The 19,083-nt window shown below is 69.2% G+C and carries 22 protein-coding genes and 1 tRNA gene; 17 read left to right on the top strand and 6 right to left on the bottom strand.

Features of this window, described 5'->3' with window-relative positions; all coding sequences use genetic code 11:
- Window position 1: 1 nt before the first annotated feature.
- From ACIA03_RS25035 to ACIA03_RS24995, 9 genes are all read left to right on the top strand, one after another.
- Window positions 2-907 (top strand): endo-beta-N-acetylglucosaminidase H, encoded by a 906-nt coding sequence (locus ACIA03_RS25035; protein WP_396987603.1) that lies wholly within the window; start codon window positions 2-4, stop codon window positions 905-907.
- A gap of 374 nt (window positions 908-1,281) precedes the next feature.
- Window positions 1,282-1,575 (top strand): hypothetical protein, encoded by a 294-nt coding sequence (locus ACIA03_RS25030; protein ID WP_396987601.1) that lies wholly within the window; start codon window positions 1,282-1,284, stop codon window positions 1,573-1,575.
- A complete protein-coding gene (locus ACIA03_RS25025) occupies window positions 1,499-2,614 on the top strand; it encodes a hypothetical protein (protein ID WP_396987599.1) in 1,116 nt (371 codons plus the stop codon). The genes ACIA03_RS25030 and ACIA03_RS25025 overlap by 77 nt, the downstream gene beginning before the upstream one ends.
- Window positions 2,615-2,681: 67 nt before the next feature.
- Window positions 2,682-3,182: a GNAT family N-acetyltransferase gene (locus ACIA03_RS25020; protein ID WP_396987597.1), complete on the top strand. Its 501-nt coding sequence runs from the start codon at window positions 2,682-2,684 to the stop codon at window positions 3,180-3,182.
- 101 nt (window positions 3,183-3,283) lie between these two features.
- Window positions 3,284-4,843: a TIGR03767 family metallophosphoesterase gene (locus ACIA03_RS25015; RefSeq protein WP_396987595.1), complete on the top strand. Its 1,560-nt coding sequence runs from the start codon at window positions 3,284-3,286 to the stop codon at window positions 4,841-4,843.
- Window positions 4,844-4,986: 143 nt separating this feature from the next.
- Window positions 4,987-5,400, top strand: a complete 414-nt coding sequence (locus ACIA03_RS25010; RefSeq protein ID WP_084101514.1) for a DUF3052 domain-containing protein — start codon at window positions 4,987-4,989, stop codon at window positions 5,398-5,400.
- A 69-nt stretch (window positions 5,401-5,469) separates the two neighbouring features.
- Window positions 5,470-7,134, top strand: coding sequence for an AMP-binding protein (locus ACIA03_RS25005; RefSeq protein WP_396987593.1), 1,665 nt, complete (start codon window positions 5,470-5,472; stop codon window positions 7,132-7,134).
- A complete protein-coding gene (locus ACIA03_RS25000; protein ID WP_045550978.1) occupies window positions 7,131-7,595 on the top strand; it encodes a peroxiredoxin in 465 nt (154 codons plus the stop codon). The genes ACIA03_RS25005 and ACIA03_RS25000 overlap by 4 nt, the downstream gene beginning before the upstream one ends.
- A 197-nt stretch (window positions 7,596-7,792) precedes the next feature.
- Window positions 7,793-7,868, top strand: a tRNA-Val gene (locus tag ACIA03_RS24995).
- A 36-nt stretch (window positions 7,869-7,904) separates the two neighbouring features.
- On the opposite strand, the gene ACIA03_RS24990 is transcribed toward ACIA03_RS24995, so the two are convergent.
- A complete protein-coding gene (locus ACIA03_RS24990; RefSeq protein ID WP_396987591.1) occupies window positions 7,905-8,552 on the bottom strand; it encodes a TetR/AcrR family transcriptional regulator in 648 nt (215 codons plus the stop codon).
- Window positions 8,553-8,672: 120 nt separating this feature from the next.
- On the bottom strand, window positions 8,673-8,960 hold the full coding sequence (locus ACIA03_RS24985; RefSeq protein ID WP_396987589.1) for a hypothetical protein: 288 nt from the start codon (window positions 8,958-8,960) through the stop codon (window positions 8,673-8,675).
- Window positions 8,961-9,083: 123 nt separating this feature from the next.
- On the opposite strand from ACIA03_RS24985, the gene ACIA03_RS24980 reads away from it, so the two are divergent.
- Window positions 9,084-9,416 (top strand): ArsR/SmtB family transcription factor, encoded by a 333-nt coding sequence (locus tag ACIA03_RS24980; RefSeq protein ID WP_396987587.1) that lies wholly within the window; start codon window positions 9,084-9,086, stop codon window positions 9,414-9,416.
- A gap of 7 nt (window positions 9,417-9,423) precedes the next feature.
- Here ACIA03_RS24980 and ACIA03_RS24975 read toward each other — a convergent pair whose 3' ends face one another.
- Window positions 9,424-9,690: a transcriptional regulator gene (locus ACIA03_RS24975; protein WP_396987585.1), complete on the bottom strand. Its 267-nt coding sequence runs from the start codon at window positions 9,688-9,690 to the stop codon at window positions 9,424-9,426.
- Between the two features lie 106 nt (window positions 9,691-9,796).
- Between ACIA03_RS24975 and ACIA03_RS24970 the strand changes: the two genes are divergently transcribed.
- From ACIA03_RS24970 to ACIA03_RS24960, 3 genes are read left to right on the top strand one after another with little or no spacing between them, the layout of a single operon-like run.
- Window positions 9,797-11,449, top strand: coding sequence for a SulP family inorganic anion transporter (locus ACIA03_RS24970; protein WP_396987583.1), 1,653 nt, complete (start codon window positions 9,797-9,799; stop codon window positions 11,447-11,449).
- Between the two features lie 34 nt (window positions 11,450-11,483).
- A complete protein-coding gene (locus tag ACIA03_RS24965) occupies window positions 11,484-11,831 on the top strand; it encodes a zinc ribbon domain-containing protein YjdM (protein WP_141794356.1) in 348 nt (115 codons plus the stop codon).
- A gap of 8 nt (window positions 11,832-11,839) precedes the next feature.
- Window positions 11,840-12,043 (top strand): hypothetical protein, encoded by a 204-nt coding sequence (locus ACIA03_RS24960; protein WP_396987580.1) that lies wholly within the window; start codon window positions 11,840-11,842, stop codon window positions 12,041-12,043.
- A 27-nt stretch (window positions 12,044-12,070) separates the two neighbouring features.
- Here ACIA03_RS24960 and ACIA03_RS24955 read toward each other — a convergent pair whose 3' ends face one another.
- The 3 genes from ACIA03_RS24955 to ACIA03_RS24945 all read right to left on the bottom strand — a co-directional run bounded on the left by ACIA03_RS24955 (window position 12,071) and on the right by ACIA03_RS24945 (window position 13,936).
- A complete protein-coding gene (locus tag ACIA03_RS24955) occupies window positions 12,071-12,514 on the bottom strand; it encodes a nitroreductase family deazaflavin-dependent oxidoreductase (RefSeq protein ID WP_396987578.1) in 444 nt (147 codons plus the stop codon).
- A 54-nt stretch (window positions 12,515-12,568) separates the two neighbouring features.
- Window positions 12,569-12,880, bottom strand: coding sequence for a hypothetical protein (locus ACIA03_RS24950; RefSeq protein ID WP_396987576.1), 312 nt, complete (start codon window positions 12,878-12,880; stop codon window positions 12,569-12,571).
- A gap of 138 nt (window positions 12,881-13,018) precedes the next feature.
- Window positions 13,019-13,936, bottom strand: a complete 918-nt coding sequence (locus tag ACIA03_RS24945) for a LysR family transcriptional regulator (RefSeq protein ID WP_396987574.1) — start codon at window positions 13,934-13,936, stop codon at window positions 13,019-13,021.
- A 198-nt stretch (window positions 13,937-14,134) separates the two neighbouring features.
- Between ACIA03_RS24945 and ACIA03_RS24940 the strand changes: the two genes are divergently transcribed.
- The 4 genes from ACIA03_RS24940 to ACIA03_RS24925 are packed head-to-tail and all read left to right on the top strand — an operon-like array spanning window position 14,135 to window position 18,996.
- Complete coding sequence (locus tag ACIA03_RS24940; RefSeq protein WP_396987572.1) at window positions 14,135-15,244, top strand: PrpF domain-containing protein; 1,110 nt, start codon at window positions 14,135-14,137, stop codon at window positions 15,242-15,244.
- Between the two features lie 57 nt (window positions 15,245-15,301).
- Window positions 15,302-16,507, top strand: a complete 1,206-nt coding sequence (locus ACIA03_RS24935; protein WP_396987570.1) for a Bug family tripartite tricarboxylate transporter substrate binding protein — start codon at window positions 15,302-15,304, stop codon at window positions 16,505-16,507.
- Window positions 16,508-16,511: 4 nt separating this feature from the next.
- Complete coding sequence (locus tag ACIA03_RS24930; protein ID WP_396987568.1) at window positions 16,512-18,575, top strand: tripartite tricarboxylate transporter permease; 2,064 nt, start codon at window positions 16,512-16,514, stop codon at window positions 18,573-18,575.
- Between the two features lie 46 nt (window positions 18,576-18,621).
- Window positions 18,622-18,996, top strand: coding sequence for a universal stress protein (locus ACIA03_RS24925; RefSeq protein WP_396987566.1), 375 nt, complete (start codon window positions 18,622-18,624; stop codon window positions 18,994-18,996).
- Window positions 18,997-19,083: the final 87 nt, after the last annotated feature.

Raw genomic sequence — 19,083 nt, 5'->3', positions numbered from 1 at the left:
CATGTCAGTTCCCCACATCTCACGCAGACGCATGCTCCTCGGTGCCGGAGCGGCCGGCATCGCGGCCACCGGCCTCGGTTTGGCCTCCCCGGCCGGCGCGGCGCGCCCGCTCGCGTCGCCGACGCTGATGACCGGCTACGTCGAGGTCAACAACTACAGCGTCGGCAACGTCGCCAAGTACGAGCTCGCCGGCGGCGGCAACGTCTTCGACATCGGCCTGATCTTCGCGGCCAACATCAACTACGACGGCCAGCGGGCCTACCTCTACAACAACCCGCAGGTGCAGGCGCAGCTCGACGCCGCCGACGTACACATCCGTCCCGCCCAGGCCAAGGGCATCAAGATCCTGCTCTCGGTCCTCGGCAACCACCAGGGCGCCGGGTTCGCCAACTTCCCGGACCGGGCCGCGGCCGAAGCCTTCGCCGACCAGCTCGCCTCGGCGGTGACCCGGTATGGACTGGACGGGATCGACTTCGACGACGAATGGGCCGAGTACGGCGTCAACGGCACGGGTCAGCCCAACGACTTCTCCTTTGTCTATCTCTTGGAGGCGCTGCGGTCGCGGCTGCCCGACAAGCTCATCACCTTCTACTACATCGGGCCGTCCGCCTCGCGGCTCTCCTACGGCGGGGTCGACGCCGGCGATCTGCTCGACTACGCCTGGAACCCCTACTACGGCACCTGGGGTGTGCCTGACGTTCCTGGGCTCGGGAAGGCGTCGCTGGCTCCGGCTGCGATCAACATCCAGGGCACCTCGTCGTCGACTGCCGCCTCGCTCGCCTCTCGGACGGTCTCGCAGGGGTACGGGGTGTTCAACACCTATAACCTCGGGTCTGCTGATGCGAGTGCGTATCTGTCTTCTGTCACCCGGGCGTTGTACGGCAAGGGGACTGTCTACACGGGGTGAGACTCGGGTTTGGGCTTTCTCAAAGGGTTGGTGTTTCGTCGCTGCCGCAAGGTTGGCCGCCGACCCTTTCGGGAGGGTCTTCTCGATCGTCCCCGGAGTAAAGGACGGCCTTCGGCCGCCGGCTTCGCCGGCCGCTTCGCGGTCCTTGACACCGGGGACGATCGAGAAAAACTTGGCTGGCTATCGGGTCGGCGGCCTAGCCCTGTCGGGCTTTGGTTCGGGTTCGGTGCCGGCCCTCGTCAATGTGGGTCAGAGGTGCTTGTCTTGGCTGGCGTATCGACGCCAGTCGACGCCCTTGAACATGGCGCAAATATGCCGTCTGAACAGGGAAAATGCGTCCGTTCTTGTCGGTGGGCAATGGTAAAATATCTGGCATGGAAGCACTCCTCGACCCCGATGACACCACCAGCGGTCTGCTGGCTGCGGTGCGTACGTCTCGGGCGGTCGCGGAGCAGGCTGACCGGGACGTGTTGATCGCCGCCGCGCGGTTCGCGGCGCTGCATTCGGTCGACAGGATGGAGGAGTCCGCGCGGCTGGACGGTGACATCTTCGGGGACCGGATGCTGTCCCTGGCGGGCCCAGGCGCCACTGGTGTCAGAGGCTGCGGCGGTGGAGTTCGCGGCGGTTTGGGGTCGCTCCACACAGGCGGGGAAGAGGTTCCTGGGTGACGCGGTCGAGCTGCGCTACCGCCTCAAGCATGTCTGGGCGCGGATCCTGGACGGGTCCTTGCTGGCCTGGCGGGCGCGTCGGATCGCTGAACTGACCCGGGGCCTCGACGTGGACGCCGCTGCATGGGTCGACCAACAGGTCGGAGCGCACGCCCACAAGGTCGGCACCCGGCAGCTGGAGCGGATGGTCGCCGAGGCCGCGGCCCTGTTCGAGCCCGACGTCGCCGCGGCTGTCGCCGAGCAGGATGCGGTCGAACACCGCTCTGTCACCATCACCACCAACCAGGCGACCCCGTTCGTCTCCGCCGGAGCCGAACAAGGGCAGGCCGTCCTGGCGTTGGGCTACCTCGACGGCGTGCTCGACGCCGCCGATGCCCTCGACCTCGAACAGGCTGTCGCGGCGATCGCCCACGGGCTCCTCGAGGACGATGCGTACGCGCACGCGAGCCTGGATGTGCGACGCGCGGCCGCGCTCGGAGTCCTCGGGCGGGCGTACAACTCCGGCACCCTCGACGGCGTCCCCGGGATCGCCCGGGTGGTCGAGCTCGTGATCCACACCGACACCCGCGACCTGGCCGGCACCGGGCTGGTCCGCCTCGCCAACACCCGAGGCCTGGCCAGCATCGAACGCCTCGAGCAGTGGGCGACCACCCCCGGCACCGTCGTCAAGCCGATCGTCGTGGTCGACCTGGCCGAAGACATCGAAGCCGCCGGCTACGTCCCGACCGCCCGACAGCGACGCCAGGCCGCGCTGATCCACGAGAAGTGTTCCTTCCCCTACTGCCAGGCCCGCGCCGAGCGCTGCGACCTCGACCACCGAGCCGCCTACGCAGACGGTGGTCCGACCAGCAGCCAGAACCTCACCCCGCTGTGTCGACAACATCACCGGATGAAGACCCACCACGGCTGGCGCTACCACCGGATCCGGACAGGCGTCTACCGATGGCGCAGCCCTCACGGCTACCACTACGTCGTCACCCCGACCGGCACGGTCGACATCAGCAACGACCTCGACCCACCTCTCGCCCTCGCTGCCTGACGCTGCCTCGGGCACGGTGCCCGGCCCGATCCTGCTCAGGCGTGCAGATCCCTGCGACCATCGACTCGTGACTACCCCTCGAGACACGCTGCGGGTCACGACCTGTGACACCACCGAAACTCTCGCGCCGGCCAGCGTCCTGTTCAACGAGTACCGGCGCCACTACGGCCAGGCAGTCGGTGACGAGGACACCCTCGGCTGGCTCATCGACATGGTTCAGTCGAGCATGCTCGCGGTCTATACGGCGGCACCCGCGGACTCGCCGGCGGATGTACGCCCCATCGGTCTGGCGACCAGCCATGCGGTTCCGGCATCGCTGGTCATGGGTCGGTTCTGGCAGATGCGCGACCTCTACGTGCTCCCCGGGTCCCGTCGCCAGGGAGTGGCCGCGGCCCTGGTCGATGCAGTCCGCGAGGCGGCGCTGGCGGCGAGCGCAACCCGACTGTCCCTGGTGACAGAGCCGGACAACCACGCTGCGCTCAGTCTCTATCGGAGCCTCGGATTCAAGCCTGTCGAAGGGCTGGCTTCCCTCAGCCTCGACCTCGCCGCGCAGGCGATCAGGGAATGAGGTCGGAGCGGGTCCACCGGAGCCGCGCCGATCAGGACAGGGGGAGTATCGTTCGCGCACGGACCGCGGCGGCCGGTGCTGAGGGAGAAGAGGCGGCGAAGATGGGTGTCACGAGCGAGAGCGGACGGATCGTCGCGGGAGGCCGGAAGGGCGCCTACGTACGTCTGGCCGAAGGCCCGCAGGAGCGCCACATCTCACGCACCGATCTGGCTCGCAAGCCGGAGGAGCTGGGCGACCCGATCCTGACCGTCGCGCACCTGTCCGACATGCACATCTGCGACCACCAGTCGCCGGCGCGGGTCGAGGTCCTCGACCGGCTCATGGACCCCGACAGCGCGACCCGCGACCTGATCGACGAGATCGGGACGTACCGGGCCCAGGAGCTGCTGACGGCCCAGGTCGGCGCGGCGATGGTCGAGGCGGTCAACGAGATCACCGAGGGCCCTGTGGGTGGCGGCCCGCTCGACCTGGCGGTCGCGACCGGCGACAACACCGACAACGGGCAGTACAACGAGCTCGACTGGTACCTGACGCTGCTCGACGGCGGCCGGCTGACCCCCGACTCCGGCGACATGCTGCACTACGAGGGCGTCGCCGTCCTGCCGGACAAGCGCTTCTGGCACCCGCAGGGCGAGACGTTCGACATGCGCCGCGGCGACCACGGTTTCCCGCTCGTCCCCGGCCTGTTGAAGGCCGTACGCCGCGCGATCGACTCACCCGGCCTGGAGGTGCCGTGGCTGGCCGTCAACGGCAACCACGACGGGCTGCTGCAGGGCACCGTGCCGGGCAACTCCGCCATCGGCGAGGTCGCCGTCGGTGACCTGAAGGCGATCGCGATGCCCGAGCACTGGACCGACGAGGCCAAGGCGAAGCTGATCGCCGGGCTGGTCTCCGGTGACCCGGCGGCGCTGGCGATGCTGGCCGAGCTGGAGCCCTACGAGGTGACCGCCGACCGTCGTCGCCGACAGACCACGCTCCAGGAGTTCGTCGACTCCCACGTGCACGACGAGGCGAAGCCGCCCGGGCACGGCTTCCGGGCCGGCGGCGAGCCCTACTACCGCTACGACGTCAACGACGAGGTCACCTTCGTCGTCCTCGACACGGTCAACCCGGCCGGCGGCTTCCAGGGATCCCTCGACGCCGAGCAGCTGGAGTGGCTCGACGCCGTGCTCGCCTCCACCGACTACGACGAGCGGCTCGCGGTGATCGCCAGCCACCACGACGTCGCCTCGCTGACCAACGACATGAGCGGCGCCGGCGGTAAGCGGCGCGTGCTCGGCGACGAGGTCGAGAAGACCGTCTCACGTCACGAGAGCGCGGTCCTCTGGCTCAACGGGCACACCCACCGTACGTCGGTGAAGCCTCGTGGGTCGTGGTGGGAGGTCACCGCGCCGTCCCTGATCGACTGGCCGCAGCAGGGCCGGATCGTCGAGCTGATCTCCGATGGGGACGTACTCACCATCGCCACCACGATGCTCGACCACGCCGGTCCCGCGCGCTGGAGCGGCTCGATCGAGAAGGTCGGCCACCTCGCCTCGCTCTCCCGTGAGCTGGCCGCCAACGACTGGCAGGGACCGAAGGTGCCCCTCGCCGAGCACCCGGCTGCAGGGACGGCACAGGATCGCAACGTACTGCTCCATCTGCTCGATCCGAGGGCCTGAATGCCTCCGAAAAGCCTCCGACACGCCGTTAACTAGCGAATGACAGGCGGTTGGGGTTGCGTGGACCAGCGTTCTCCGCTGGACTACCACCAACCGAAGTCCACGCAAGCAGCGAGGACACCAAGCACTTGGAGGAAAGACACGTGAGCTCGACCGCAGCCACAGGGCCTGCGGACCGGCTGGGCCTCAAGTCCGGCATGGTCATCCAGGAACTGGGCTGGGACAACGATACGGATGACGAGCTGCGGGTCGCCATCGAAGACTCCGTCGACGCAGACCTGGTCGACGGTGAATACGGCAACGTCGTCGACGCCGTGCTGCTGTGGTGGCGCGACGACGATGGCGACCTCGTCGACGGTCTCGTCGACGCGCTGACCGACCTCGTCGGCGGCGGGGTCATCTGGCTGCTGACGCCGAAGGTGGGTCGCCCCGGTGCGGTCGACCCGGCCGACATCGCCGAGGCCGCGCCGATCGCCGGACTGTCCCAGACCACCACCGCATCTGTGAGCAAGGACTGGGCCGCGACGCGTCTGCTGGCGCCGAAGACTCCTGCCTGATGGCGTCGGTTCTCGGGGTTGCTGGACACTCGCGGGAGTCTTCGCGTGCGCGCGGTTAGACTCCCGACGGTGTTCTCGACTACGGCTGCCAAGGCACGCACCGCCGGATCCGCGGCGATGATCCTGGCCGGATCCGGCATCGTCCGGCCGGTCAGCCCGCTCGGGCTCGCACGGACCGGCCTGGCGCTGGCGCGCTGGGGCACGGGGCCGGCCGGAGGGTTCATCGGCCTCGCTCACCGCTATCCACGCCGGACCGCGGTCATCGACGAGCTGGGGTCGCTGACGTACGCCGACCTCGACCGCCGCTCCAACGCCATCGCCCGGGCCCTGGCTGCCCGGGGGATCGGCGAGGGCGACGGCATCGCGATCATGTGCCGCAACCACCGCGGGTTCATCGACGCGACCCTGGCGGCCGCGAAGCTCGGCGCCGACGCGCTCTACCTCAACACCGCGTTCGCCGGTCCGCAGCTCATCGAGGTGCTGGAGCGGGACAAGCCCGCCCTGATCATCCACGACGAGGAGTTCACCGGGCTGCTGTCCTCGGCCACCTCGGCCGAGCGGCTGGTCGCGTGGGTGGACTCCGACGATCCCGCGGAGACGCTCGAGTCGCTGGTCTCCGGCGACGCGCGGCCGGTTTCGCCGCCGAAGCGGCACGGCCGGATCGTGATCCTGACCTCCGGCACGACCGGGGCGCCGAAGTCGGCGCCGCGTCAGGAGGCGGGGATCGACGCGGCGGTCGCGCTGATGTCGCGGATGCCGATGAAGGACGGCTGGCGCAGCTTCGTCGCCGCGCCGCTCTTCCACACGTGGGGGCTGGCCCACCTGCTCTTCGCCGAACTGCTCGGCACGACCATGATCCTGCGCCGCCGGTTCGACCCTGAGGACGCGCTGGCGACCCTCGCGGAGACCCGGGCCGACTCGTTCGTGGTCATCCCGGTGATGATGCAGCGGATCCTGTCGCTGCCGGAGGAGACCCTGGCTGCGTACGACCTCGAGGGGATCGCCTCCCGGCTGAAGGCCGTCGCGTCCTCCGGCTCGGCGCTGCCCGGCGACCTGGCGCTGGAGTGGATGGACCGGTTCGGCGACAGCCTCTACAACGTCTACGGCTCGACCGAGGTCTCCTACGCCTCGATCGCCGACCCCGTCGACCTGCGCGAGGCGCCGACCTCGGCCGGCAAGGTGCCGTGGGGGACTCAGATGAGGATCCTCGACGGTGATGGCGCCCCGGTGCCCGACGGTGAGGCCGGCCGGATCTTCGTCGGCAACGGACTTCTCTTCGAGGGCTACACCAGCGGTGGCGGCAAGGAGGTCATCGAGGGCCTGATGGCGACCGGTGATGTCGGGCGCTTCGGGCCCGATGGCCGGCTCTACGTCGAGGGCCGCGACGACGACATGATCGTCTCGGGCGGCGAGAACGTCTTCCCGCAGGAGGTCGAGGACTGCCTCGTCCGGCACCCCCTCGTCGCCGACGCGGCCTGCGTCGGGGTCGACGACGCCGACTTCGGCAAGCGGCTGCGCGGGTTCGTGGTGCTGGTTCCGGGCGCCGAGGGCGACGTCGATGCGGTGTTGAAGGACTGGGTCAAGGAGAATCTGGCTCGCTTCAAGGTGCCCCGCGAGATCATCGTGACCGACGCCCTGCCGCGCAACGCGACCGGCAAGGTGCTCCGGCGCGAGCTGGCGACCTGGGACACCGAGGCAGTGGGTTCCAACGGCGAGAGGGCGGCAGGGCAGTGACTGGACTTCAGATCGGCGGTCCGGCGCCGGACTTCACGCTCCGCGACCAGTTCGGTGCCGACGTCACGCTCTCGGACTTCCACGCCAAGAAGGCGGTGGCGATCTTCTTCTTCCCGTTCGCCTTCTCCGGGGTGTGCACCGGAGAGATGAGCGGGCTGCGCGACCGTCTCGACGAGTTCGTCACCTTCGACACCGAGGTCCTGGCGATCTCGTGCGACCCGGTCTACGCGATCCGGCAGTTCGCCGACACCGACCGGCTCAACTTCCCGGTGCTCTCCGACTTCTGGCCGCACGGTGAGGTGGCGAAGGCCTACGACGTCTTCAACGACCGCACCGGCGCCCCGCTCCGGTCGTCCTACATCATCGACAAGTCGGGCGTCGTGCGGTGGGCGGTGCACAACGCCAACGCCGACGGCCGCGACCTCGACGAGCACCTCCGGCAGCTCCACGCGGCGGTCTGAGCAGGTAGTTTACGGGTCATCCAAGTTCCGTTAACAGGCTGGTTACATCGCTTTTCCTATGCCCTGGGTGGGATCTAACCTTGAGTTGTTGAGCCGCTGATGACCCGAGACGTCAGCGGCTCAACTTCCATTTCGGGGCTGGTACGTCGGCCCGGTTCGTCGGGCCCGCCCCTGATCGCGTACTCTTGGGGCGCTTCGGACGCATAGCTCAGTTGGTAGAGCGCCTCCCTTACAAGGAGGATGTCAGGGGTTCGAGTCCCTTTGCGTCCACCACGGCAGCACTTGCCATCTGAACCGACGAACGACGGATCAGTACGTCCTCGGGGTGCCGTTCGGTCGCCGCTCGAGCGCACGCGTGTCCCTGTCGTCCGGCTGGATCGCAGGGCGTGTGAGGCAGGTCGCGAAGACGGCATCACGAACGCGCGCAGACAATCCCGGGTCGGCGTACCGGTCGGGCTGGGAGAGGGTGCTCAGCGCGACCCCGGTGTTCGCCGAGAGGATCATCTGTGCGGCTTCTCGGCTCGGAATGCGTAGCGCGCCGGCGACGGCGCAACGGTCGAGCGCCTCGGTGAGCAGGACGAAGATCCTCCCCGCTGCATCCGGCACCTTGGGCAGTGCGGGGGAGAACATGAGCCGGTAGAGCGCCGGGTTGGCGGCCGCGAAGTCGAGGTAGTCGTCCCAGCAGGCGTAGAGGTCTGTCACGGGGTCGACCGTGTCTTCGAGGGAGCGTTTGCGTTCGATGTAGCGGCTGAACGCCTCGTCGATGACCGCATTGAGGAGTCCGTTCTTGTTGCCGAAGTGTCGGTACAGCACGGACCTTCCCACGCCCACGGCGTCGCAGACCTCTCTGATCGAGACGTTGTGGGTCGGGGAATCCTCCAACAGCCGCCGAGCCGTCTCGATCATGGCTGCCCGCATCTGCCCGGCCGGTACGGGCGTGGTGCGGAGGTTGGTCACGGGCGTCTCTCCTTGGCACATGGCGTCGCGCTGGAGGGCGCAGCGCAGCGGCGATCGTACGACGCCCACGAAGGCTCGTCTGGGAGCGCATCGCGTGAGCCGGAACACTGCCGGGCAAGGTCAGCTGTCGTCCGGAACCTGCTCGGAGTCGGTCAATGCCGTTGTGTGGTGTCGGAGGACGTTCCGGTCCAGCGGCAGCGCGACGTGTCCGCGCAGCGGCCAGTCGGTGCTGGGGTCGGCGAGATAGAGCCAGATGACGCCGGGTACGGGTGAGCGGACCATTCGGACGCGGCAGCGGTCCACCGAGGTGCCGGGAATGCTGACGATGTCGCCGATCCCGACTCGGGTCACGCTCACCGTGTCGGTCGGCTCCGTGCGCACCTTGTCTGCGTTCAGGCCGTCAGGCATTGTCCTGGGCGTTCATGAGTATGCTCCTGAGGATCGATCGGCAACGTTGGAAACGATGACATGAAGATATCTTCAAGTCGTGTAGTTTGACGATATCCCGCACACGTCTCGTTGGAGGACTCGATGAGTGTCCCGCTGTATCAGGCCAAGGCCGAGTTCTTCCGTACGCTCGGCCACCCTGCCCGGATCCGGATCCTGGAGCTCCTCGCCGAGCGGGATCATGCGGTCCACGAGCTGCTCGAACAGATCGCGATCGAGCCCAGCAACCTGTCCCAGCAGCTCTCGGTGCTCCGGCGTACGTCGATGGTGGTCTCCCAGCGCCGTGGCGGCGCGGTCATCTACTCCATCAGTGTGCCGGAGGTCCGCGACCTGCTGCTCTCGGCCCGCAAGATCCTCGTCGCCAGGGCGGAGGCCCAGAGCGAGTTCGAGGACGAACTGGTGAATGCCTCCGAGTGACGGCGCACTACTTCCACAGCACGATGTAGTAGACGAGCAGCGGGATCGCCGGCGCCATCAGGAACCAGGGCGTGGCCAGTGAGAGCTTGTTGATCAGGCGTACGCCCGCCACCGCCATCACCCCGAGCAGCACGGAGATCACGAACAGGCCCTCGCGCGCGCCGCCTTTGTCGGCGCCGGTGGCGCCGAGCGCCGCCATCGCCAAGGAGTGGAGGAGTACGACCGCGCAGAGCAGTGAGGACGCGACGTACTTCTTCACCTGCTGGATGTGCACGTACGCACCCTAGTCGGCGACTCATCGAATTGAAAACTTCTTCATCTACTCATGTTGCCTTATCGTGCTCCATGTGTCGTCGTTGTCATCGCTGTCCCTCGCTGAGGTGAGGAACCGCGCTGTCGCCCTGCTGCCGGGTAGGGAGGACTGGGATGCGGTCAGGCGGGACCCGAAGGCTGACCTGGTCGCCGGAGCGACCGTCGCCGTGGTGGCCCTGCCGCTGGCGCTCGCCTTCGGGGTCTCGTCCGGGATGGGCGCGTCGGCCGGGATCGTGACTGCGGTGATCGCCGGCGTCGTCGCGGCGGTGTTCGGCGGCTCGAACCTGCAGGTCTCCGGGCCGACCGGTGCGATGACCGTGGTGCTGGTGCCGATCATCCACGACTTCGGCCGCGACGGGGTGCTGATGGTCGGGCTGCTGGCCGGGATCATGCTGCTGATCGCGGCCGGCCTCGGGCTGGGGAAGCTGGTGCGCTACCTGCCGATCCCGGTGATCGAGGGGTTCACCGCGGGCATCGCCGTGGTGATCGGGTTGCAGCAGGTTCCGGCGATGTTCGGGGTCGAGGGCGGCGAGTTCGAGCACACCTGGCAGGTCGCCCTCGACGTGGTCCGCCGCTGGCTGGAGGGGCCGCACTGGGCGCCGGTGGTGATGGCGCTGGCCGTCGCTGCCTTCATCCTGGTCGCGCAACGCCTGCGTCCGGCGGTGCCGTGGTCGTTGGTCGCGATCGTGCTGGCCACCGTCGCCGGGTTGTGGCTGCCCGTCGACGGGATCGGCGAGCTCCCGCCGGGCCTGCCCCTGCCGAGCGCCGGGTTCATCTCGCTGTCCGGGCTCACCGCGCTGGTCCCCGCTGCCGCGGCGGTCGCCGCCCTTTCCGCGCTGGAGAGCCTGCTGTGCGCGACCGTGGCCGACTCGATGACCGTGGACGAGTCCCACGATCCCGACCGCGAGCTCGTCGGCCAGGGGCTGGCCAACCTCGCGGTGCCGTTCTTCGGCGGCGTACCCGCGACCGCGGCGATCGCGCGCACCGCCGTCAACGTCCGCGCCGGGGCGCGCTCCAAGCTGGCCGCGGTCACCCATGCGGTGGTCCTGCTCGTGATCGTGAGCGCGCTGGCCGGCCTGGTCGCACACATCCCGCTCGCTGCGCTCGCCGGTGTGCTGCTGGCCACCTGCGTACGCATGATCGAGGTCGCCTCGGTCGTCGCCCTGCTGCGCTCGACCCGCGGAGACGCGCTCGTCCTGCTGCTCACCTTCGTCGTGACTGTTGCCTTCGACCTCGTCGACGCGGTGATCGCGGGGTTGCTGGTCTCGATCCTGTACGCCCTGCGGCAGGTCGCCCGCAGCGCGGTCGTCGAGCGGGTCGAGCCGTTCGGGCCCGCCCGCGGACTGCACTCCGAGGAGGAGCACGAGCTGCTGAAGAAGCACATCGTCGTCTACCGCTTCGACGGCCCGCTGTTCTTCGCAGCCGCACACCGCTTCCTGCTCGAGCTCGCCGAGGTTGCCGACGTCCGGGTCGTGGTCCTGAGGATGTCGCGGGTGACCGCGATCGATGCGACCGGTGCGAAGGTCCTCGACGAGGTCATCTCCCGCCTGGAACGACGCGGCAAGGTCGTCATGATCTCAGGCATCTCGCCGGGCCACGCCGAGGTCCTGGCCCGGCTCGGGGTCGCCGACCACCTGCGCCGCGACAACCGCATCCACAGCCGTACGCCCGAAGCCATCTCCCGCGCGCTGGAGCTCGTGGCCGAGCATGCCGGTTCCTAGACAGACGAGACCGAAACCTTCCCGAGGAGAACTGATGACAGCGACGTTGCCCCCGTGCCCTGAGTGTCACGAGCCCTACACCTACGAGCAGGCGACCCTCCTCGTCTGCCCCATGTGTGGTCACGAGTGGACCGCACACGACCAGGACGAGGAGGCCGCGGCGAGCGTCATCGCCGACGCGTTCGGTACGCCGCTGGCCGAGGGTGACTCGGTGACCGTCATCAAGGACCTGAAGGTCAAGGGAACCTCGCTCGTCGTCAAGGTCGGGACCAAGGTCAAGAACATCCGCCTCGCCGACGGCTTCGGCGGCCACGACATCGACTGCAAGATCGACGGCATCGGTCCCATGCAGCTCAAGTCCGAGTTCGTGAAGAAGAGCTGAAAGAGCACATGGCCTGGTTCCTCCGCGCCCACCAGCTCGACGACGGCACCACCGAGTGCCGACGCGGTGTTCACTCCATCGACGTACACGACACCACGGCTGCCGCCATCACCCATCTGCTCGCGATCGCCCGCGACCTCGGCAACGCCATCGTCTTCCTGCACCACGGCGATGGCACCGTCGAAGAGGTCGGACGCGTCGACACCACCTGATCCAGCTGCCGGTGGCTCAGGGAGCTCTCATCGCGTCTCGCCGACGGTGAGGCGGAAGACGGGATGCCGGTGCGCGTCGGCGGTGACGTCCTCGTCGGGCGAGTCCGCGGTCACGGCGAAGTAGGGCCGGGTCACCGGCACCTCCCGCAGGTACTGTCGCAGCACGGGAACGCTGTCCGCGGGGTCCAGCTCGGTGACGTACACCGTCTCCGAGCGGCCGCCCCGGCTGAGGGTGACCTTCCCGGCGGCGCGGGCGTTGTGGACCCAGTTGGTGACGCCGTAGGCGGCGACCAGCCAGCGCTCGCCGCCGCGGGCCATGACGTCGACGGGGGTGGAGTGGGGCGTGCCGCTCCGGCGGCCCGGGACGGTGAGGATGTGCCGGTACGACTTGCCCAGCCCCAGCCGGGTCATCGCCGCGAACGCGCGGTTGACCAGGCGGGTCCCGGTGTTGACGCGATAGGTCCTGGACATCGCCTTCTCCTCGGATAGGTGGTCCACGATAGCGGCGCTCTTCGGCTCGCCGGGTCAGCGCGGCGCTGCGTACGTCTGCGGCGGTGTCTGCGTCATGACGTCGCCGGCGGAGTGGGGGAGGAGCGCGCGGGCGGCGACGTACGCGATCAGGACGATCGTGATGACCATGCTCGCGGTGCCGGTCCAGCCGGCGGCGAAGGCGAGCCCGCCGAGCCAGCCGAAGAGGCTCGAGCCCGCGTAGTAGACCAGCGTGTAGAGCGAGATGGCCTGCGTGATCCCACCGGTCGCCATCGGCCCCACCCAGCCCGACGCGATCGAGTGCGCCGAGAAGTAGGCGGTGGTGAACAGCAGCAGCCCGATCAGCACCGTGGAGAGCCGGTCGGGGATCGTCAGCGCGGCGCCGCCAGCCGGGCCGACAGCGCGCCGGAGAGTTCCGTCGCCGGGGTCGGCGGCTGACCGAGATCGGCCTGCGTCCGCCGACAGGGTGACCTCTCGCGACCTGTCTCAGGAGTAGGTCGAGGCGGTCTCGATCAGCACGTCGTGCAGGGCCAGTTCGGCGGCGCTGCGGACCCGGCCCGTGCGATGGGCGACGAGGACGCGTCGCGGGGGAGCGGTGTCGCCGAGGGAGATGACGCGCACGTCGGGATGCTGGTTGACGGTGGCCGTTCGCGGCGCGAGGGCGATGCCCAGGCCGACGCTGACCATGGCCTGGGCCTCCTGGTAGTCGTTGGCCTGGAACGCGATGGTCGGGGTGAAGCCCGCGGCGACGGCGCTGCGCTGCAGGACCTCGACGACCGGGTGGCCGCCCGCGCGGATGATCCAGGGCTCCTCGGCGAGGTCGGTCATCCGGACCGTGCGCCGCCGGGCCAGGCGATGGCTGGCGCCGACGAGGAGCACGGTGGGGTCGGTGAAGAGCTCGGTGAGCACCAGCTCGTCGTTGTCGACCCGCTCCCAGGCGTAGTCCCACAGCAGGGACATGGCGACCTTGCCCTCCTCCAGCATGCGTACGAGATCGTCCTCGCGGCCGCTGTGGATGGTCAGCGCGATGTTGGGGTAGAGCTCGCGGTAGCGGCGGACCGCCAGAGGCAGGAACGAGCTGCCGATGGTGGGGAAGGTGCCCAGGGTGACGCTGCCGCGACGTACGCCGGCGATGTCGGCGAGGTCCGACTCGGCGGCCGCCAGCTGGCGCAGGACCTTGCGCGCGTGGGTGGCGAGCACGAGACCCGCGTCGGTCGGGGTCATGCCCCGGGCATGGCGGTCGAGAAGGGGCTGGCCGGCCTCGCGCTCGAGCCGCAGCAGCTGTTGTGAGATCGCCGAGGGTGTGTAGCCCAGCGCCGTGGCCGCGCTGGTCACGGACCCTTCCTCCACGATCGCCAACAGGATCTGCAGTCGTTTGATGTCGAGCACGAGGCCAGTCTGCATGAAGTTCTGCTACATGGCCATGTAGAGGCGTGCAGCGCTGCTTCAGGCGACTGCGGCGCCAGGATCAGTGTTCTCGCGTCGCCCGAGCATGCAGTTTTGCTTCATGCTCATGTTCGGATTCGTGATTGTGCTACACGTCACGCGGCTCCAGTCTGATTGCCGTCCGGAACGCCCGGACGATTCGGCTCAGGAGGCAATATGCGCGAGATCGCCGCGACTTGGATGCGGGGTGGCACCAGCAAGTGCTGGGTCTTCCGTCGCGACGACCTGCAGGTCCCGGATCTGTCCGTCGACGAGGTGCTGCTGCGGATCTACGGCAGCCCCGACCACCGTCAGGTCGACGGCGTCGGTGGTGGCACGTCCACCACCAGCAAGGCGGTCATCCTCGCCCCCTCGGAGGCGCCCGGGGTGGACGTGGAGTACACGTTCGCCCAGGTCGGCATCGAGGAGGCCAAGGTCGACTGGGGGAGCAACTGCGGCAACTGCTCCGCGGTGGTCGCCTCGTTCGCGATCCGCGAGGGGTGGGTGCGGACCGGGGCGCCGGAGACGGCGGTCCGAGTCCTCAACACCAACACCGACCAGCTCATCGTGCAGCGCGTACCGACACCCGGAGGCGTGCTCGACGAGGAGGCCTCCGAGTCCATCCCCGGCGTTCCGTTCCTCGGTGCGCCGGTCCGGATGGGCTTCGTCGACCCGGCAGGCCGGAGCACCGGGAGCCTCTTTCCCACCGGTCACCAGCGTGATGCCCTCTCCGGGGCCGTCGGCGGCGTGATCGTCACGCTCGTCGACGCGGGTGCTCCGGTCGTCGCCGTGCGGGCCGCCGACTTCGGCGTACGCGGCGACGAGGACATCGCCGAGCTCGACCTGGTGCCGGGCCTGCTGCCCCGCCTCGATGCCGTACGCCGGGAGGCAGGTGTCCTGATGGGGCTCGCCCCGACTCCGGAGGCCGTCGCCCGGGCCGTGCCGAAGCTCGCGCTCGTCTCCGCACCCGATCCGGCCGGCGAGGAGGGGAGCGATCTGACCGTTCGCATGCTGTCGATGGGCCGCTTCCATCCGGCGGTGCCGGTGACCGGATCGGTGGCGCTGACACTGGCCGCCGGTTCCCCCGGAACGGTGGTGCACGACCTCGTTCCCGAGGACCGGGCCGCCACCGGGCTGCGGCTCGGGACGCCGGCGGGCCAGGTCAGCACCTTCGCCGAGGAGCACCACGGCGTCCCCGTCGTCGGCGTCGTACGCACCTACCGCCGTCTCGCCCACGGCTCGGTCGTGCTGCCGGATCCCCCGCTGCTGCCATCCGCATCGGCTTGACCATCTGACCCCTTGACACGGGATGCCCGTGTGAGGCTCGCTTCACCTGGAGGAAATATGACCCAGCACGTCGATGAAGAGGACGTGGCCACGACCGCTGACGAGGATGCCGGCCCCACGCAGGATCCGCCGGAACGACCCGCGCCGACCCCGCGACTCGCGGGCGCCGTTCTCGCAGGCTTCACCGCGTTGGCGGTAGGGGTCTCCGTCCTGGGCGGAGACTTCTTGAACCCGGCCGCCTCCACGGCTGACGGTGACTACTCGGGCGAGACCGTGGAGATGATGATCCCGCTCGCCGAGGGTGGCGGCACGGACACCTGGGCTCGGTTCGTCGGAGCCGAGCTGACCGAGGCGGTGCCGGGTTCGCCCGGTCTGGCTCCGGTCAACGACGACGGCGGCGAGGGCATCCTCGGCACCAACCACTTCATGAGCTCGGCGAAGGCAGACGGGACCGAGGTGCTGGTCAGCACCGCCTCGACGGTGGTGCCCTACCTCCTGGACATGCCGTCGGTGCGCTACGACTTCAACGATCTGCGTCCCATCCTCGCCAACGGCACCGGCGCGGTGGTCTACGCCCGGACCGGTGCCGGTGTGCACGGCATCGAGGATCTCGTCGACCGCGACAAGCCCCTCATCTTCGGCGGTATCGCGGCGACCAGCCTCGATCTGACCACGATGCTGGCCTTCGACCTGCTCTCCGCCGACATCGACTCGACCTTCGGCTTCGAGGGCCGGGGGCCCGTGAACCTCGCGCTGCAGCGCGGCGAGGTCGACATCGACTATCAGACGACCTCCGCCTACGAGCCGGCGGTCGCGCCGCTGATCGAGGACGGCACCGCGGTGCCGCTCTTCTCGCTTGGGCAGGTGAACGAGGACGGCGAGATCGTGCGCGATCCCAACTTCCCCGACCTGCCGACCGTCGTCGAGGCGTACGAGAAGATCTACGGCAAGCAGCCGGATCCGGAGGCGCTGGAGACCTATCGCGCCATCCTGGCGTTGACCTACACCTACCAGAAGGCGCTCTGGGTGCCTGAGGACACACCGGACGAGGCGGTCGAGCTGCTGCGCTCGACGGCCGAGGAGATGGGTGCCAAGCCCGAGTTCCAGAAGTCCGCCGCCGAGGTGCTCGGTGGCTATCCGCTCGACGCCTCACCCGACCTCGCCGACCGGATCGGCAAGGCGTACCGGGTGGACGAGAGCGTCCGTCAGGACGTCCTCGAGCTGCTCGAGAACGACTACGACATCACGATCGACCAGGGGTAGGACCATGACCGACGCAGCTTTCTCGGCCCTCGCCTCCCTGGCCGACCCTTCTCTTCTCATGATGCTCGCCGTCGGCGTGGTGGCGGGTCTGGTGATCGGCCTGATCCCCGGCCTCGGCGGCACCGGCGCGGTGGCGATCCTGCTGCCGATCACGTTCGGGATGGACCCCGAACCCGCACTCGCGATGCTCATCGGAGCACTGGCCGTCGTGCACACCTCGGACACCGTCGCCGCCGTCCTGCTCGGCGCACCCGGCTCGGCCTCGGCCAGCGTGACGATGCTCGACGGCTACTCGATGGCGAGACAAGGACAGGCCAAACGCGCGCTGTCCCTCGCCTTCCTCTCCTCGATGGCCGGCGGCCTGATCGGAGCGGTCGGGCTCACGCTCGCCATCCCGCTGGCCCGGCCCCTGGTGCTGTCCTTCGGCAGCCCGGAGCTCTTCATGCTGACCATCCTCGGGGTCTCGCTCGCCGCGGTCCTCTCCCGCGGCAACGTCGTCAAGGGCCTGACCGCCGGTCTGCTCGGCCTGCTGCTCGGTCTCGTCGGCACCTCGCCCACGACCGCCGAGGAGCGGTTCTCCTTCGGGTCGCTGTTCCTCAGTGACGGCATCTCGCTGGTCGCCGTCGCGCTGGGCGTGTTCGGTCTCGCCGAGATCGCCAGCCGGGTGGGCCAACGACGGGTGACCGAGAAGCCGGTCGAGCTCTCCGGCGGCTGGGGATCCGGCATCCGCGAGTGGCTGACCCACTGGACCCACGTCATCCGGGGCGCCCTGATCGGCATCTGGGCCGGCGTGCTGCCCGGCGTCGGCGCGACCGCCGGCACCTGGCTCGCCTACGGGCAGGCCGTCGCCACCGCCAAGGACAAGCGCAAGTTCGGCAAGGGCGACCCGCGCGGCATCGTCGGTCCGGAGAGCGCCAACAACTCCGTCGAGGCCGGCGACCTGATCCCGACCTTCCTCTTCGGCATCCCCGGGGGCGTGCCGTCGGCGATGCTGCTCGGGATGCTGCTGACGTACGGCATCCAGCCGGGGCCGGCGATCGTCACCGACCATCTCGACCTGATGTACCTGATCGTGTGGGCGTTCGCGATCGCCTCGGTCGCCGGAGCGTTCCTCTGCTTCCTGGCCACCGGTTCGCTCGCCAAGCTCACCAAGGTGCCGTTCGCCGTGCTCGGGCCGGGCCTGCTCGTGGTGATGCTGCTGGGCGCGTTCCAGGAGGGTGGCCAGCTCGGCGACCTGTGGGTGATGGTCGTGCTCGGTGTGGTCGGCTTCTTCCTCAAGGCCACCGGGGTGCCGCGGGCTCCGTTCCTGATCGGCTTCGTCCTGGCCATCCCGATGGAGCGCTACTACTACCTGACCGCCAGCCTGTACGACGGCGTCTCCTGGGTCGCCCGGCCCGGCGTGCTCGTCTTCGCCGCGCTGCTGGTCGTGCCGCTGCTGTGGTCCCTGGTCAAGCGTCTGCGCCGCGCCTCGGGGGCGGCCGACGACGGCCACCGCGACGAGCACGAGAGCGACGAGGACAGCGTGGACGACCTGGAGGGCTCGCTGGCGCGTACGCCCTGGTCCCTCGCCGTCGCGGTGATCGCGGTGCTGGTCTTCGCCGGGGCGCTGTGGGTGAGCGGTTCGTTCTCCGAGGAGGCGAGCCTGATGCCTCGGCTCGTCGCCCTGGGCGGCCTGGTAGCAGCGGCTGTCCTGACCTGGCAGGAGCTCCGCGCGAGGCGGCGAGGAGCTCGCCACGACGACGGCGGGGACGTCGAGGTGACGTCCGGCGGCTCCGGCACGACGATGCTCGCCACGCGCGTCGCTCCGAAGGTCGGTGCCCAGGCCCTGGCCCGTCGTCACGACCTGGTGATCGCGATGCGCACCTTCGCGGCGATGGCAGCGTTCCTGGTCCTCGTCATGCTCGGCGGCTACCTCGCGGCGACCCTGGTGTTCACACCGCTGTTTCTGCTGTACGCAGCCCGCACCCGCCCACGTACGGCGATCATCTACACCCTCGTCCTGGGCGCCGTGCTGATGGCCCTGCCGTCCCTGTTGCCGGTCGACCTGCCGCTGGGGCTGCTGCAGTGACCGGGCCGATCTCTCCCCCGTCCACGCTTCACCGAAAGGAACGCCGATGACCATCGTCGTCGCCTACGCCGACACCCCACCCGGACACGCTGCCGTCACCGGCGCGGTCGCCGAGTCCCGAGAGGGCGAGACCGTGGTCATCGTGCCCGCCGTCCGTGGCGAGCGGATCCCGGAGGTCGGGGAGGTCGAGAGCCGCTGGCCGGATCTCGCCGGCCGGGTCGTCGTCGAGCGCGGAGACCTCGGCGACGCCGCTGACACCGTCATCCAGGTCGCCCAGCGTCTCGACGCCCGCCTGATCGTGCTCGGTCTGCGCGCGCGTACGCCGGTCGGCAAGCTGGTCTTCGGCAGCACCGCCCAGCGGATCCTGCTCGACGCCACCTGTCCGGTGCTCTCGGTCAAGCCGGCTGTGACCGCCACCTGAGCGCGGACGAGGCGCTGCCGCATCGGCCATTTGGCTGATCCCCGGCTCAGCCTTGTTCGCGATGATCTGCCATGCCACCGCTGATGA

The organism is Nocardioides sp. NPDC051685 (assembly GCF_044453405.1).
In the GTDB taxonomy this organism is placed as follows: domain Bacteria; phylum Actinomycetota; class Actinomycetes; order Propionibacteriales; family Nocardioidaceae; genus Nocardioides.
Note: the sequence above shows the minus strand (reverse complement) of the source record. Positions and strands in the feature narration are given on the sequence as shown.